Source organism: Ignavibacteria bacterium (genome assembly GCA_016873775.1).
In the GTDB taxonomy this organism is placed as follows: domain Bacteria; phylum Bacteroidota; class Ignavibacteria; order UBA10030; family F1-140-MAGs086; genus JAGXRH01.
Genome location: VGWC01000030.1, coordinates 1 through 16,206 on the forward strand (window position 1 = coordinate 1; position 16,206 = coordinate 16,206).

The 16,206-nt window shown below is 37.3% G+C and carries 15 protein-coding genes and 2 pseudogenes; 13 read left to right on the top strand and 4 right to left on the bottom strand.

All coding sequences use genetic code 11. From position 1 onward, the window contains the following. Positions 1-7: 7 nt before the first annotated feature. From FJ218_05830 to rpsU, 12 genes and pseudogenes are all read left to right on the top strand, one after another. Complete coding sequence (locus FJ218_05830; protein MBM4166419.1) at positions 8-211, top strand: hypothetical protein; 204 nt, start codon at positions 8-10, stop codon at positions 209-211. Then, positions 178-492, top strand: coding sequence for a type II toxin-antitoxin system RelE/ParE family toxin (locus tag FJ218_05835; protein MBM4166420.1), 315 nt, complete (start codon positions 178-180; stop codon positions 490-492). The genes FJ218_05830 and FJ218_05835 overlap by 34 nt, the downstream gene beginning before the upstream one ends. Before the next feature lie 30 nt (positions 493-522). Next, a pseudogene (locus FJ218_05840) lies at positions 523-1,229 on the top strand (class I tRNA ligase family protein). Continuing rightward, positions 1,184-3,481 (top strand): annotated as a pseudogene (gene leuS / locus FJ218_05845) (leucine--tRNA ligase). The pseudogenes FJ218_05840 and leuS overlap by 46 nt, the downstream one beginning before the upstream one ends. 103 nt (positions 3,482-3,584) lie before the next feature. Then, complete coding sequence (locus FJ218_05850) at positions 3,585-5,432, top strand: ABC transporter ATP-binding protein (protein ID MBM4166421.1); 1,848 nt, start codon at positions 3,585-3,587, stop codon at positions 5,430-5,432. Then, positions 5,432-7,423, top strand: a complete 1,992-nt coding sequence (locus FJ218_05855; GenBank protein ID MBM4166422.1) for an LTA synthase family protein — start codon at positions 5,432-5,434, stop codon at positions 7,421-7,423. Before FJ218_05850 ends, FJ218_05855 begins: the two co-directional genes overlap by 1 nt. A gap of 19 nt (positions 7,424-7,442) precedes the next feature. Further along, positions 7,443-8,648 (top strand): hypothetical protein, encoded by a 1,206-nt coding sequence (locus FJ218_05860; GenBank protein ID MBM4166423.1) that lies wholly within the window; start codon positions 7,443-7,445, stop codon positions 8,646-8,648. 2 nt (positions 8,649-8,650) lie between these two features. After that, positions 8,651-9,406, top strand: coding sequence for a glycosyltransferase family 2 protein (locus FJ218_05865; GenBank protein ID MBM4166424.1), 756 nt, complete (start codon positions 8,651-8,653; stop codon positions 9,404-9,406). Between the two features lie 14 nt (positions 9,407-9,420). Then, positions 9,421-9,696, top strand: a complete 276-nt coding sequence (locus FJ218_05870; protein MBM4166425.1) for a DUF1844 domain-containing protein — start codon at positions 9,421-9,423, stop codon at positions 9,694-9,696. After that, complete coding sequence (locus tag FJ218_05875; GenBank protein MBM4166426.1) at positions 9,693-10,574, top strand: NAD(+) kinase; 882 nt, start codon at positions 9,693-9,695, stop codon at positions 10,572-10,574. The genes FJ218_05870 and FJ218_05875 overlap by 4 nt, the downstream gene beginning before the upstream one ends. A gap of 108 nt (positions 10,575-10,682) precedes the next feature. Continuing rightward, positions 10,683-11,108 (top strand): hypothetical protein, encoded by a 426-nt coding sequence (locus FJ218_05880; GenBank protein ID MBM4166427.1) that lies wholly within the window; start codon positions 10,683-10,685, stop codon positions 11,106-11,108. A gap of 47 nt (positions 11,109-11,155) precedes the next feature. Then, the gene (rpsU, locus tag FJ218_05885; protein ID MBM4166428.1) at positions 11,156-11,350 is read left to right on the top strand and encodes a 30S ribosomal protein S21; all 195 of its coding nucleotides are present in this window, start codon (positions 11,156-11,158) and stop codon (positions 11,348-11,350) included. 64 nt (positions 11,351-11,414) lie between these two features. Here rpsU and FJ218_05890 read toward each other — a convergent pair whose 3' ends face one another. Next, the gene (locus FJ218_05890; GenBank protein MBM4166429.1) at positions 11,415-13,112 is read right to left on the bottom strand and encodes a proline--tRNA ligase; all 1,698 of its coding nucleotides are present in this window, start codon (positions 13,110-13,112) and stop codon (positions 11,415-11,417) included. Positions 13,113-13,219: 107 nt separating this feature from the next. On the opposite strand from FJ218_05890, the gene mazG reads away from it, so the two are divergent. Then, complete coding sequence (gene mazG, locus FJ218_05895) at positions 13,220-13,987, top strand: nucleoside triphosphate pyrophosphohydrolase (GenBank protein MBM4166430.1); 768 nt, start codon at positions 13,220-13,222, stop codon at positions 13,985-13,987. Between the two features lies 1 nt (position 13,988). Here mazG and FJ218_05900 read toward each other — a convergent pair whose 3' ends face one another. The 3 genes from FJ218_05900 to FJ218_05910 form a co-directional block, all read right to left on the bottom strand. Further along, complete coding sequence (locus FJ218_05900) at positions 13,989-14,978, bottom strand: PhoH family protein (GenBank protein ID MBM4166431.1); 990 nt, start codon at positions 14,976-14,978, stop codon at positions 13,989-13,991. Between the two features lie 105 nt (positions 14,979-15,083). Then, positions 15,084-15,830, bottom strand: coding sequence for a LysM peptidoglycan-binding domain-containing protein (locus tag FJ218_05905; protein MBM4166432.1), 747 nt, complete (start codon positions 15,828-15,830; stop codon positions 15,084-15,086). A gap of 12 nt (positions 15,831-15,842) precedes the next feature. Further along, on the bottom strand, positions 15,843-16,067 hold the full coding sequence (locus FJ218_05910; GenBank protein ID MBM4166433.1) for a hypothetical protein: 225 nt from the start codon (positions 16,065-16,067) through the stop codon (positions 15,843-15,845). Positions 16,068-16,206 lie beyond the last annotated feature (139 nt).

The following is a 16,206-nucleotide window of genomic DNA, read 5'->3' on the forward strand; positions in this document are numbered from 1 at the left end:
AAAAAATATGAGTATCAAAGAACAAGCAATAAATGTTATTAAAACTCTTCCCGAAAATTGTACGATGGAAGATATCCAATATCATCTTTACGTTCGAGAAAAAGTGGAAAGGGGAATACGTGCAATCGAAGAAGGTCGTTATATTTCTCAACAAGAAGCAGAAAAGAAAGTACACGAATGGCTCGCGTCGTATGGACAGAACCAGCGTTAAAGGACCTGAATGAAATCCTCGACTACATAGCAAAAGATTCTCCAGTTTATGCAGAACGATTTGGCATACGTGTAGTTGAATCTCCAAGAATTTTGGAACAGTTTTCTCGTTGTGGTAGAATTGTTCCAGAGTTTAATGACGAAAATATTCGAGAATTATTTTATGGTTCGTATCGTATTTTATACGTGATACGAGAGGAACAATGTTTCATCGTAGCAGTTATTCATGGAAGCAGAGATATTTTACTGCATATTGAACCCGGTGAATGGGACATTTTATAAATCGTTTTTACTTAAACCATTAGTTTACTTTTGAAATACCCTTTTAAAGAAATAGAATCCAAATGGCAGAAGCGTTGGGAAGATGAAGGCATCAACAAAGCCAATCTTTCTGAATCAGCACAGAAACTTTACAACTTTATACGCTTGTGATGTTCATTTATCCGTCTGCGGCGAAAATGCACATTGGACATTGGTTTAATTACGGTCCGACAGATACGTGGGCGCGGCTGAAAAAAATGCAAGGTTACAATGTGTTCGAGCCGATTGGTTATGATGCGTTTGGTTTGCCGGCGGAAAATTATGCAATCAAAACCGGAATTCATCCGCACGATTCGACATTGCAAAATGTGAATGACATTCGCGAGCAACTCAAAACGCTTGGCGCAATGTATGATTTCGATTTTGAAGTGAATACATCGCTTCCTGAATATTACAAATGGACGCAATGGCTTTTTCTTTTGCTGTATAAAAATAAACTTGCGGAACGTAGAAATGCGCCGGTGAATTGGTGTCCGAAAGATGCAACGGTTCTTGCGAACGAACAAGTAGTTGACGGAAAATGCGAGCGTTGCGGAACAGAAGTCGAGCGAAAAAATTTAACGCAATGGTTTTTCAAAATTACAAACTATGCGGAAGAACTTCTTCAACATCTCGACAAAATTGATTGGCCTGAGAAAACAGGCTTTTTCTTTTGCTGTATAAAAATAAACTTGCGGAACGTAGAAATGCGCCGGTGAATTGGTGTCCGAAAGATGCAACGGTTCTTGCGAACGAACAAGTAGTTGACGGAAAATGCGAGCGTTGCGGAACGGAAGTCGAGCGAAAAAATTTGACACAATGGTTTTTCAAAATTACAAACTATGCGGAAGAACTTCTTCAACATCTCGATAAGATTGATTGGCCAGAGAAAACAAAAATAATGCAGCGCAATTGGATAGGGAAGAGCGAAGGAGTTGAAATTGAATTTGAAGTAGAAACAAAAATGGAGTCCACTTTGAAAGTGGGCTCCATTTCTTCGCCTTTATTCAAAGTGTTTACAACTCGTCCCGATACGTTGTTTGGCGTGTCGTATGTTGTGCTTGCGCCTGAACATCCATTTGTGCAAACGCTTACAACTTCCTCACAAAAAAAATCAGTTGAAGATTATTTAGAGTTTGTAAAAAAAGAAACAGAAATTGAACGACAATCTACAACAAAAGAAAAAACGGGTGTGTTCACGGGAAGTTATGCAATCAATCCTATCAACAACGAGCGTGTTCCGATTTGGATTGCGGATTACGTTCTTTATACGTATGGAACAGGCGCAGTGATGGGAGTTCCGGGACACGATGAACGCGATTTTGAAACAACGAGCGTGTTTCGATATGGATTGCGGATTACGTTCTTTATACGTATGGAACAGGCGCAGTGATGGGAGTTCCGGGACACGACGAACGCGATTTTGAATTTGCGAAAAAGTTTTCTCTTCCGATTAAGAAAGTAATTTTGCAAGAAGGAACAAACGAAAAGGACGAATTGAAATCTGCATTTGTTGAAGTTGGGATAATGTGTAACTCCAATCAATTCAACGGAATCAATTCCGAAATCGGAAAAGAAAAAATTTCTGACGAGTTGGAAAAAATTGGAAAAGGAAAACGCAAAACAAATTATCGTTTGCGTGATTGGCTTGTTTCCCGTCAGCGATATTGGGGAGCGCCGATTCCGATTGTGCATTGCGAATATTGCGGTGAAATTCCTGTTCCAGAAAATCAATTGCCGGTATTGCTTCCGTATAATGTTGATTTCAAACCAAGCGGTGAATCTCCACTTGCGCGCGCAGAAGAATTTGTGAACACGACTTGTCCTAACTGTGGAAAGAAAGCAAAGCGCGATGTAGATACGATGGATACGTTTGTAGATTCATCGTGGTATTTTTTGCGTTATGTTTCGCCGAAAATTTCTCAAGAACCGTTTGACAAAACACTTGCAAAAAATTGGCTTCCCGTTGATAAATATGTTGGCGGCGCAGAGCACGCTGTAATGCATTTGCTGTATGCGCGATTTATTACGAAAGTGTTACGCGATTGCGGATATATCAATTTTGATGAGCCGTTTCTTTCACTCGTGCATCAAGGAACGATTACGAACAAAGGCGCTAAGATGTCGAAGTCGCGCGGCAATGTTGTGAATCCCGGAACGTTTACCGAGCAATATGGCGGAGATGTGTTTCGACTTTATTACGAACAAAGGCGCGAAAATGTCGAAGTCGCGCGGCAATGTTGTGAATCCCGGAACGTTTACCGAGCAATATGGCGGAGATGTGTTTCGACTTTACCTAATGTTTATGCGTCCGTATGATGAAAGCGGCGATTGGAGCGATGACGGAATTCAGGGAACGTGGAGATTTGTGAATCGCATTTATCAACTCGTGTTTGATAATCAAGAAATGCTGCGAGCAACGTTTCCGAATATTCCAGCGCGATACGATATAAAACAATTACAAACTTCCGATAAAATTTTATATCGCAAGACAAATCAAACGCTGAAAAAAGTGGAAGAAAATATTCACGAGTTTCATTTCAATACTTCAATTTCTTCTTTGATGGAACTCTTGAACGAACTAACAAACGAACAAACCAGCAAACGAACAAACGAGATAACAACATGGTGCATTCACAAACTCGTTCTTATGGTTGCGCCTATTGCACCGCATTTTGCAGAAGAGTTGAATGAAATGTTTGGTAACAAAGAAAGTTTGTTCAAGGGAAATAAATGGATTCGCTACGATGAAACTGCAATTGCAGAAGATGAAGTTACGATTGCAGTGCAAGTGAACGGCAAACTCCGCGACACGATGCAATTTCCGATTGATTCGCAAGATGAAATTATTCGCGAAGCAGTGATGAAAAGCGATGCAGTAAAAAAATACATTGACGGAAAAACAATCGCGAAAGTTGTTGTTGTGCAGAATAAGTTGATTAGTATTGTGGTGAGTATTGTGGTGAAGTGATAAATTCACCACGAATTACACTGATGAAACACGAATTCACACAAATACTATCAGTGAAAATCCGCGAAACATTCATGTAATTCGTGGTTAATAAACATACATTGTGAACACATACTTCCGCATATTGCGCTACATCAAACCGTATCGCAAACATTTATTTCTCTCGTTTCTCTTTCTATTTTTCTATTCGCTCTTTAGCGGATTTTCGATTTATCTTGTTGTCCCTTTGCTTGAAGCATTATTTCAACAAACTCAAATCGCGCATCAAATTCCTTCACTTAGCAGTAATCCGAAAGTAATAGACAACTTAGAAAATTTATTTTATCAATTCATTCTCTCCGGCGATAAACTCGAATCACTATTCCACATTTGCATCGTCGTCTTTGTTGCATTTTTTCTAAAAGCAATATTCGGTTATGCGCAAGCATTTCTCATCGCGCATATCGAACAGGGAGTAATTCGTGATATTCGCAACGAACTCTACGAACATCTGCATCAACTTCCGCTTGAATATTTTACGAACGAACGAAGCGGCAATCTCATTTCACGCGTAACAAATGACGTAACAATTATCAATACAGGATTAACGACAAGTCTTGTCAGTTTATTTCGCGAGCCGTTATTGATAATTGTTTTTCTCACAATCGCAATTTCTATTTCGTGGCAATTGACTTTGCTTGCATTTATTATTTTTCCATTTGCACTTATCATAATCAGCGGTATCGGAATTAAACTGCACAAAGAAAGCGGAACGTCGCAAGAACGAATGGCTGATATAACTTCTGTGCTGCAAGAAACAATTCAAGGAGTAAAAGTGGTAAAGAGTTTTGCGATGGAGAGTTTTGAATCGAATAAATTCAAAATGTTCACGCAAAAATATTTTTCTTCAGTGCGAAAGATTTCACGTTTGCATAAACTTGCTATTCCTACAACCGAACTCTTGAGCATTACCGCGGCAGTTGTGATTATTTGGTACGGAGGGAAACAAGTACTCATTGATAATTCAATTTCAGCAAGCGAATTTATTGGATTTGTTCTCGCAATTTTTCAAATAATGCCGCCGGTGAAAGAGTTAAGCCAAGTGAATAATAAAATTCAGGAATCTACTGCGGCTGGAAAACGATTGTTTGAAATTCTTGATATTGTTCCGCCTATTCGCAACGCTGAAAATTCAATTGTGTTGAAAAATTTTGAGAAAGAAATTTCGTTACAGAATATTTCGTTTGCATACAATGCTACAAGTGAAACACGTTGGATTTTGAAAGACATTTCTCTCTCCGTGAACAAAGGAGAAATTGTTGCAGTTGTTGGAGCAAGCGGCTCTGGGAAAACTACCCTGGTGGATTTGATTCCTAGATTTTACGATGTCCAAAAAGGCGTTGTTTCTATTGATGGAAATGACATTCGACAACTTGAATTGAAATCATTGCGCGATAAAATCGGAATTGTAACGCAAGAAACAATTTTGTTTAATGATTCCATTCGCAATAATATCTCCTATGGAAACAGAAATGTGAGTGAACAGGAAATAATCAATGCGGCTAAAGTTGCAAACGCGCACAATTTCATTTCAAAAATTCCAACAGGATACGAAACAGTTATCGGTGATAGAGGAATGAAACTTTCCGGCGGAGAACGACAACGCATTGCAATAGCGCGTGCGATGTTAAAAAATCCGCCAATACTAATTTTAGATGAAGCAACTTCAGCACTTGATACGGAATCCGAACAACTTGTTCAACAAGCGATCGAAAAATTGATGGAAGGAAGAACAACAATCGTTATTGCTCATCGTCTTTCAACAATACAAAAAGCAAATCGTATTGTCGTATTGAAAGTGGGAAAAATTGTTGAAGTTGGAACTCATTCCGAACTTATAGAAAAAGAAAACGGCGTGTACAAACGTTTGTATGAAATTCAATTTTCTGCAATGAATACTTCACTTAGTTGATGAAACGAATAGTTCGAAATATTCCGGAGTTTCTACTATTTTTGTTTCTTGTTTATGTTGTTGGAATGTTGTTATTTTCAATTCCACGCATTATAATTTATTTTCAACACTATGAAGAAACAAAATCAATTCCCAATGATATTTTGTGGCAATCATTCGTTGTCGGATTTCGTTTTGATAGCGTCGTCAGCACGTATATACTTGCTGTGCCATTACTTGTTTGTATAATTGTTTCTTTGTTCCGATGGAATATTGTTGCCGTTCAAAAAATAATTTTGTGGTACTTGATTATGTTATACAGTCTTTCTTTTTTTATGTGCGCCGCCGATATTCCGTTTTTCAATTTTTTCAATTACCGCTTGATGATTACGGCAACACAATGGTTTGATTCTCCGCAATTTGTTGCTTCGATGATTTTTAATGATGCATCGTATTATCCATACATCGCATTGTTTTTGCTACTCTCGGCAATATTTATTATTGTTTCCAAGAGAATACAAAGAAAAATATTTGAAGAAAATTTTCATTCGGAACAATGGAAGTATCATTATTCGATAGCAACGCTTGTTCTGTTTTCAATTTTTTCGTTAGGAATTGTAGCGCTTGGAATTCGCGGAAGAATTGCAGTAAAATCGCCGATACGTTGGGGAACCGCATTTTTCAGCACATATCCGTTTGCGAATCAACTCGGATTGAATCCGGTGTTCACATTTTTTCGCAGTTGGCTTGATGAACAAAATCCCGATAACAATCTTGTATATTTGCTTGACGATGAAATTGCATTACGCAATGTTCGAAAATATTTCCACGTTGAATCAACAAATATATTTGATTCACCCATTGCGCGAGAAATAAAAACTTCGGGAGAACAAAAAAAATATAATGTTATCATCGTTTTAATGGAAAGTATGTCAGCAGAAAAAATGATGCGTTATGGAAGCACGAAAAATTTGACTCCGAACCTTGACAGTATTGCCAATCATTCAATTGTGTTTGATAATTTTTTTTCTTCAGGCATTCATACACACAATGGAATTTATTCGACAACTGTAAGTTTTCCTTCTATCTTTGCAAAACATCCGATGAACACGTTCGAAAATCTTCAGTCGTTCACTGGAATTGCAAATACCTTGCTCGAGAACAATTATGCGACACTTTTTTTTACAACACACGACGACCAGTTTGACAATATGGGCGGATTTTTAAGTTACAATGGATTTCAAAAAATAATTTCACAACGGGATTATCCGCAACAACATGTTGTAGGGACACTTGGTGTTCCCGATGGTGTGATGTTTGAACAATCGCTTTCATTCATCAATAGTGAAGCAGAACAGAACAAACAATTTCTTGCGATGTATTTAACCGGAAGTCATCACGGACCGTGGATAATTCCTGAAGACATTCCACTTCAATTGAAAGGAAAAAACGGCGAAGAAAAAACGTTGGAATATGCTGATTGGGCAATTGGAAATTTTCTTGAATTATCACAGAAGCAAACGTGGTATCGGAATACGATATTTATATTTCTTGGCGACCATGGTTCTGCAATTCATCGCACAAATTCATTTCCGTTGTCGTTTAATCATACGCCGTTTATCTTGTATGCGCCTTTTTTTCACAACGAGCATCGCGTATTGAAAAATTTTGGAGGTCAAATTGATGTGTTCCCAACAGTCATGGGATTGTTGAATATTCCGTATATCAATAATACGTTTGGAATTGATTTGCTGAAAGAAGAGCGCGAGTTTATGTATTTTTCCGCTGATGATAAAATCGGATGTATCAACGAAGAATATTTTCTTGTTCTTCATCGCCAAGAGGAACGAGAATATTTATTTCGCTACAGAGAAAATGCGAAAGAAAATATCGCAGATACTTATCCTCAACGTGTTCAACAAATGAAAGAATACGCATATTCGCATATTCAAGCAGCACAGTGGATGTTGATACATAAAAAAGCGAAAAAACAGATTCCGATTGTTCAATAAAGTCAATAAATACGTAGCGATGCAATTATCACTTCTTGGTAAAAAAACAATTTATTTCGGATTATTTCTCTATGCACTTTCTGCGCCGGTTTCTCTCTTCGGCTCAGAAATTGGAATTGCGTTTGCTTTTCTTGGATGGATGACAAAAATAATCGGTGAAAAAAAATTTGTTTGGAAAAAAACTCCGTTGGATATTCCGATTGCATTATATTTCGCTTCGCAAATTATTTCTTCAGCGATAAGTATTGATGCGCTTTATTCGCTTCGTGCCGTTGCAGATACTGAATGGATTTTGATTTTGTATTTTACGATGAGCAATAATCTTGACGATATTGAAATTGTCCGGAAACTCCTTGTTGTTCTAATTGTTATTTCATCGTTGATGGGAATCTATGGGATATGGCAGTATTATTACGGTTACGATATTTTGCGCGGGGAACAATTATTCCGTATAAAAGATTTTGAACATTACAGCGCAGTTGGAAACTTTGGATTGCATCATACATACGCAGGTATTCAAGCAGTTGTAACGTTTCTCACGGTTCCGTTTTTTGCTTTAGAATTGTCATCGAGAAATAAAATTTCGTTGTACGCCTCTTCCGTTGTTTTATTGCTTTCGGTATTTGTTTCGTATGCGCGTGCGATGTATTTGGGAATAATTGGAGGAGGAATATTTTTTGGTATGGTTCGCGGAAAAAAATTCGCATTGCGATATTTGTTAGTTCTCGGAGTGATTCTTGTTATATCCTCGTTCTTTCTTCCGAATTTTTTTGTACGAATGAAATCAAGTTTCAGCGCAAAAGAAAACGAAAACCGATTGCAAACGTATGTCGTATGTTGGAGAATCATTCAGGCAAATCCGGTGTTTGGAACTGGAGTTGAAAACTATACGCACTACTACAAAATGTACAACACATTTGAAGAAAGTTTGGAAAGTCCGCATAACGATTATTTGAATGTCGCAGTGAATTCCGGTGTAGTAGGTTTGATTTGTTTTTTGTTTATGTGGGGAACATACCTTGTTGTTTGCATAAAAAATTTTTCAACGATAGAAGATGTGTTTTCAAGATATGTAGTTATTGGCTCAGCAATGGGAGTTATTTCTTTGCTCGTCGGAGGATTTTTTCAGGGATACTATACAGATTTGGAAAACGGAATGTTGTGGTGGTTTGTAGTTGGAATTAGTAGTGCAATAATGCAAATGAATCAAAAACAGCACGCATAACGATGGCAACGATTTCCGTTTGTATCATTGCTCATAACGAACAGGAACATTTGCAAAAAACTCTTGAAAGTGTTTCTTGGGCGAATGAAATCATCGTTGTTGATTGCGATTCTGCCGATGATACGGTTCGCATTGCAAAACATTTCACGCAAAACATATTTCATCGTCCTAATCTTTCGAACTTGAATGAAAATAAAAATTTTAGTTTTGCGCAGGCAACAAGTGAATGGATTCTGTGCCTTGATGCGGATGAACAAATTCCTGCGGATTTGCGTCAAGAAATTCAGTCATTGCTAAAAGCAGGAAATTATTGTGACGGTTATTTCATAAAACGAAAAAATTATTGTTTCGGAACGTGGCTTCGTTATGGTGGACAGTATCCTGATAGACAGTTGCGTTTGTTTCGAAAAGGAAAAGGAATATTCCCAGCTGTTCACGTTCACGAACGTATACATATTACCGGTTCAGTAGGAGTATTAACTTATCCTTTTGAACATCATCCGTATAACTCGGTTTCGCAATATATCAGGAAAATGGATTTTTACACAACGTTTGAAGCGGAAAAAATTCGAGAAGCATTTCGAATTCCGAAATTGTTTGTTGCGCTGAGATATTTTTGCTTTCGACCGGTGCGAAGATTTATCAGCAGATATTTTTTGAAATGTGGATTTCTTGATGGCGTTGCAGGTTTTATTGCGTGTTTTTTTGACGCAGTAGCGCAAGTGATTAGTTATGCAAAGTTTTATTTTAATAAATAAGTAAGTAAACAATTATGGAAAATCAAGAAAAAAACTCTATACTATTTTTTCAATTAGTGTATTCATTGCAAATGGCGGGAATGCAACAATTAGGGAAAATAAAAAATCCCATGACGGATACGATAGAACGGAATTTACAGGAAGCAGAATTGACCATCGATATGTTGGAAATGCTTCACATGAAAACTCAAGGAAATATTTCCGAAGACGAAGAAAAAATTCTTTTAGCAATGCTTCAGGATTTGAAATTAAATTACGTTGATGAAAAAGCGAAAGGAGAATCGTCGTGAACATCGGAATAATGGGAAATAAAATGAAGAAAGAACTTTCAGTGGTACTTTCCGTCTTGATTCAATCGTTAGAATCACATAACGTGCGAATAATTGCCGATGAAGAATTACGAGAATTATTGATGGGTATTCAACGCGCGGATGAGGTTGATTTTGTTCCATTGAAGAATATATCACGAAAATGCGATTTGCTCATAACTATTGGCGGCGATGGAACGATTTTAAACGCCGCAAAGATTGTTGGAAATTCAAACGTACCAATTTTAGGAATCAATCTTGGTAAACTCGGTTTTCTTGCGGAGATTTCATTGCATGAATTAGAAGAAATGCTTGAAGAATTTTTTTCAGATAAATATTCTATTGATGAACGTGTTGTGTTGACTGCCAAGAATACTTTCACGAACGCAGTTGTCTTTGCGATGAACGATATCGTCGTTGATAAAGGTGCAAGTTTCAGAATAATAGATATTGATGCGTTTGTAGATAACGATTATTTAGGAACGTTTGCCGCTGATGGAATTATCGTTGCAACATCAACCGGCTCGACTGCATATTCACTTGCATCGAGCGGACCCATCATTATTCCTTCGTGTGAATCATTAGTGATAACGTTGATTTCCCCTCATAATTTAACTACTCGACCGATTGTTGTTCCGTTGAAGAGTGAAATTCGGTTAAAAGTTTTGCAACCGCATAATCCTGTTCATCTTGTTGCCGATGGAAAAAATGAACAGTTTTTTTCCCCGCCGATTGAATTTAGCATTTCTCTCGCAAAGCACCGTATTAGATTGATAAAAAAAATCGGACATAGTTATTTTGATACGCTTCGAACCAAACTTATGTGGGGAAAACGCTATTCTCAGGATTCGAGAATATAATTTTCAGCATAGTTTTTTTTGCTGACAAGAAAATATTTTATAGATTTAACACACCTTTTAGAAAGTTTTAATAAATACATAACAAATACATTTTCGCCGGAGAATTTTATGGCAAAAAAAACTGCTGCTCTTACATTAAAAACTACTTCGTTGACGCCTGCAAAACTTGCTCGTATAAAGCACGTTATGCGTCATTGTGTATATTGCGGAAAAGAAACCAAAATGGCAATAATGGGCGAAGTGCAACATATAGAAGGAAAGCGTTGGTTTAAATGTACACGATGCCGTCATATGAGTTTGTTAGAAATGGCCTTGAATTCAGCTATCGAAATGCATACACATATTGACGTTACCCAATGCACGCCGTATAATCCGGAAATGGTGTATTCTATTGGACAATTCATTTTTCATTCCGATTGGAACGACACTGGTTGTGTAATGTCTAAATCGAAAACCTCTAGTGGTGGAAATGCAATTATTGTGAGATTTGAAAACCACGGACAAAAAACACTTATCGAAAATTTTAAAGGTTGATTTGCACTTGAAAATACAAAGCATCATACGAAAGGAGGTGGAAACGGTTGGTAGGTATCGTTATTACAGAAAATGAAAATATTGATAAAGCATTACGACGTTTCAAAAAGAAATATGAACGTTCTGGCGTTCTTAAAGAATTTAGAAAACGTACGGTTTTTTTGAAACCTTCAGACCAAAGAAAGGTTGATAAAAATAGGGCAATACGGAGACAACAGCGCATTCAAATGGAAATGGAGTAGCCCGTATAAAAAAAGGCAGAAAGTGTATTTCTGCCTTTTGATTTTAAAAAAGTTCAATGAACATTCAACGATGTGAAAAATCTTTGACAAAAGAAAGTAAGTTCTCTAGTGCTATAATTATTCTTTCACCAGTTTTCCGAATTTTGATTTCTACATTCCCGTTTTTCAAATTTCTCTCGCCGATGATTATTTGTAACGGCATTCCGAGTAAATCTGCATCTTTGAATTTAAATCCTGGAGAAATTGAAATTCTGTCGTCGTAAAGAACTTCAATGTTTTGAAGAGCCAAGTCTTTATACAATGTATTAGCGGCGGCAATCACGTTTTCATTTTCTGCGTTCACTGCTATAAGATGAATAAGAAACGGCGCAATCGCTTTATCCCAGATAATTCCGTTTGCATCGTGGTTTTGCTCGATATGACACGCCGCAATTCTTTCAACTCCGATACCGTAACTTCCCATAATAATTAGCACTTCTTTTCCTTCTTCGTTCAGAACTGTTGCGTGCACTGCATCGGCATATTTTGTTCCGAGTTTAAAAATGTGTCCAAGTTCAATTGCGTTGACGATGCGAAGCATTGTACCGCAATGAACACAGGATTCTCCTGCTTCTACGACTCGTAAATCTGCGTAATTATTAACTTGCACATCTCTTTCCAAATCAATATGCGCGAGATGGAAATCGTTTTTGTTTGCGCCGCTGATGAGTTCGTTTGCGTGTTCAAGCCGTTTATCTGCAATGATGGAAAAATTTTTCAATCCGATTGGACCAATCGAGCCGGCATTTGCGCCAGTATGTTCAAAGAGTTCTTCATCGCTGTACGCACGAAATTCTCCACCGAGTGCTTTTGTCAGTTTCGCTTCATTGAGTTGGTCAGTTCCGCACATTAAAATTAACGTCGGTTTTCCCTGAACATTGTACACAAGTGATTTTGCTAACCTTGTCGTATCTGTTTTCAAAAACTCAGCAAGTTGCTTAATCGTTTTGATATTTGGCGTGAACAATTGCTCGTGTATTTTACTTTCAGTGAGTCGTTCTATTTTTTTTGCATTGGAAACTGCAACTTCAAGGTTCGCTGCGTAACCGCAATGATCGCACAACACTGCAGAATCTTCTCCGCCTTCAGCAGATTCAAGAAGGAATTCCTGTGAACCGCTCCCTCCCATTGCACCGCTCGATGCTCCAACGATAAAAAATTTCAATCCACAGCGATAAAAAATTTTTTTATACGCTTCTGCGTGTAAGTTGTAACTCTTGTCTAAACCTTCCCACGTGTAATCAAGTGAGTACGAATCTTTCATAGTAAATTGTCTTCCGCGCAAGACGCCCGAACGCGGACGCGGCTCGTTGCGAAACTTTGTTTGGATTTGATACCAGATTTGCGGAAGTTCTTTATATGATTTGAGATGATTTTTTGCAATGTGGCAAATAATTTCTTCGTGTGTTGGCGCAAGAACCAGCGGACGATTCTTGATATGAAAAAGTATATCGCCAAATGCTTGCACACGACCTGTTTCTTCCCAGATCTCAATTGGATTCAGTGCGGGCAAATGAAATTCCTGTCCGCCAATTGCGTTCATCTCTTCGCGAATTATGTTCATTATTTTTTGTAGTACGCGATAACCGAGCGGAAGAAAAGAATATATTCCTGCGGCAAGCGGACGCATTAATGCGGCTCGCATCATGAGTTGATGACTTGGAATTTGCGCTTCGGATGGAATTTCTTTAAGTGTCGGGAAAAAGTTTTGTGATAATCGCATTGAAATATTGTTCTTTTTAAAAAATTGAGGTGCAATATAAAAAGATTGAAGAAATATTTTCCTCGCGTCAAACTTTTCTTACTTTTTGCCAAAATTATTGTTCTAACATGCACATAAAAGAATTTGAAAAATTTGTTGAAATAGTTCGACGCTTAAGAAAAGACTGTCCTTGGGATAGAGAGCAAACACACACTTCGATTCGGCATAATTTGCTTGAGGAAACATACGAAACTATCGAAGCAATCGAACATAACGATTTGCAAGAATTAAGAAAGGAGTTAGGTGATTTACTTCTACACGTTGTTCTCCATTCAGTAATCGCGGAAGAAACAAATGAGTTTTCGTTGCAAGAAGTCATTGCAAAAGAAAGTGAAAAACTTATTCATCGGCATCCGCACGTGTTTGGAGAAGTTGAAGTATTAGATGCAAAGGAAGTAAAACAAAATTGGGAACGATTGAAAATGCAAGAGGGAAGAAATTCTATTCTCGATGGCATTCCTAAAGAACTTCCAGCGTTACAGCGTTCGTATCGTTTGCAGGACAAAGCAGGAAAAGTTGGTTTTGAATGGAACAATAAAGAAGATGCGTGGAAAAAATTTGAGGAAGAACTTGGTGAATTTCACGAAGCCGTGGACAAAGGAAAGTACGATGAAATTGAAGATGAGTTTGGCGATTTGCTTTTCACTCTTGTCAACTATGCTCGTTACATCAATGTTCAACCGGAAAATTCTTTGCGTGGAACGTGTGAAAAATTTATTACACGTTTTCAGTTCATTGAAAGAGAATTAAAGAAGCGGGGAAAAGATATATATCAAAGTTCTTTGGAAGAAATGGATGCACTGTGGAATGAAGCAAAGAAGCATCAATCGAAATAAATCATTCGCCTTCTTTTTTTCCATTGTAATGTTTTTCGTATGCGTTGAGAATTTCTTTTACTAAACGATGGCGCACGACATCGCTTTTATCGAAATACACGTACGCAACACCATCAATATTTTTCAAAATATTTCGAATCTCCACCAAACCAGAGGTTATTTTTGATGGTAAATCTATTTGTGTAATATCACCCGTAATAATCGCTTTCGAGTTTATTCCCAATCGCGTTAAACACATTTTCATTTGCATACTTGTTGCATTTTGCGCTTCATCTAAAATGACAAAAGCATTGTTTAACGTTCTTCCTCGCATATACGCAAGTGGCGCGATTTCAATAACCTGTTTTTCAATGTATGTTTTCAGTTTATCGAACGGAATCATATCATTGAGCGCATCATACAACGGTCGCAAATACGGATTTACTTTTTCTTGCAAATCACCCGGAAGGAATCCTAAACTTTCTCCCGCTTCCACAGCAGGACGAGCAAGAATAATTTTTGTGACTTCGTGATTTTTCAATGCCGCTACTGCAAGCGCAACGGCTAAATATGTTTTTCCAGTTCCGGCAGGACCAATAGCAAAGACAATATCATTTACTTTCGCTGTTCGCAAATATTCTCGTTGTCTTGGAGTTTTTGCTTTTATAATTCCGTTGCGAGTATAGAGAACAACATTATCGAGTTCATTTTGTTGCAATGTTGCGGCAATATTTTTGGGAATTGCTCCATCACCGTTTACAAGAATCAAATCAATAACGGTTTCTACATCGCTAGTGTGAAGTTCTCCATTTTTATTTAAAATGTACGTGAGTTCTTTAAATATTTTTTCTATGTGTTCAATTTGCTGATTATCTCCCTGAATGGTAATTGTATCACCGCGCACGACAATATTTGCACCGAAATGCTCTTCGATGGTTTTGAGATTTGCATCGTTCACACCGATTAACGAAAGCATATCTACATTGGGAATCTTTATCTTTTTTTCTGCCAAATGTTTGAAATGAATTAGTCGCTAATGTGATTGAAAATAGAAAACCCTCGATTGCTTTTGTTCAAAGCAAAGGAGGGTAACTTTTAAAAGAAAAAAACTTCAATTTTAAAAATTCTTTACCTTTTTGCTGTAATACTTGTTAGCAGCAGATTTTTCTTCTTTCGTCAGAGATTTTCCTTCAGGAATTTTCAGTTTTTGTTTTGGGTAAATAATATCCGGGTTTTGAATTTGTTCACGGTTTCCTTGCCAGATTTTGGGCCACATCCACGCATTTGCATAAATATCAGGTTTCTTTGCAATATTCCATAGACAATCGCGGTTTTTTGCCCACGTACCAACGATGTATGTTTTTTCTTCTGAAAAAAGTGGTGCGCCGGATGATGAACGCATCAAATTCGCAATATTATCTTTCAGCGAGGAAATTCGATTTGCAAATCGAGGAAGTTGAGCAACTTTCATACTTGCCATTTCATCCACGCGTTTTATTGTGTTTAGAATTTCGTCTTTATATTTCAATAATTCTTCATCAGAAATATGCATAAGTTCTTGGATACGAGTTTCGTGTTTTGTCAGTTCTTTATCGAAGGCTTCTACTTCAGCGCGGGTCATTCCGTACATTTCAAATAATGTATTTTCCGCCGCAATAATATCTGCGTCTAATTCTATTGACTGAGCACTTAAATCCTCAATGTCTTTATGGAGTTTATCAAGTTGCGATTTTGCAGCGTCGCGTTTTGAAGTAAATTCGGTTATTTGTTTTTGCCATTCTTCTTTTGTTAACGGCTCATCTTGCGCAAATACAAGAGTAAATGACAACGAAAAAATAGTAAATAAATTGAAAAGTGTTTTCATAATGTTGGTCCTTTACTTCGATTGTGCTGTTTTTTGTTCGTCGAGAATCGTTTGCAACTTTGCTTTTTTCTCGTTGACTTGTTTTTCTAAATCTTCTTTTTCTTTTTGCTTTGCTTCAATTTCCAGTTGTAAGTGTGCAACTTCTGCTCGTAAAGAAACTAATTGACGCATTTCTTCGTCGGTGGGCTTATTGCTGCAACTGGAGAACAACAACATTCCACTCAAAAGAGGTATCATCGTCAATATTCGAAATGAAATAAATTTTTGAATCATAACAATATCTGAGTAAATATCTAAGTAAATAAAATTTTGCGGGGAAAAGTTACAAAATAAAACTTCTCAAGACAACAGAACAAATATTTATTTTAAATTAAAA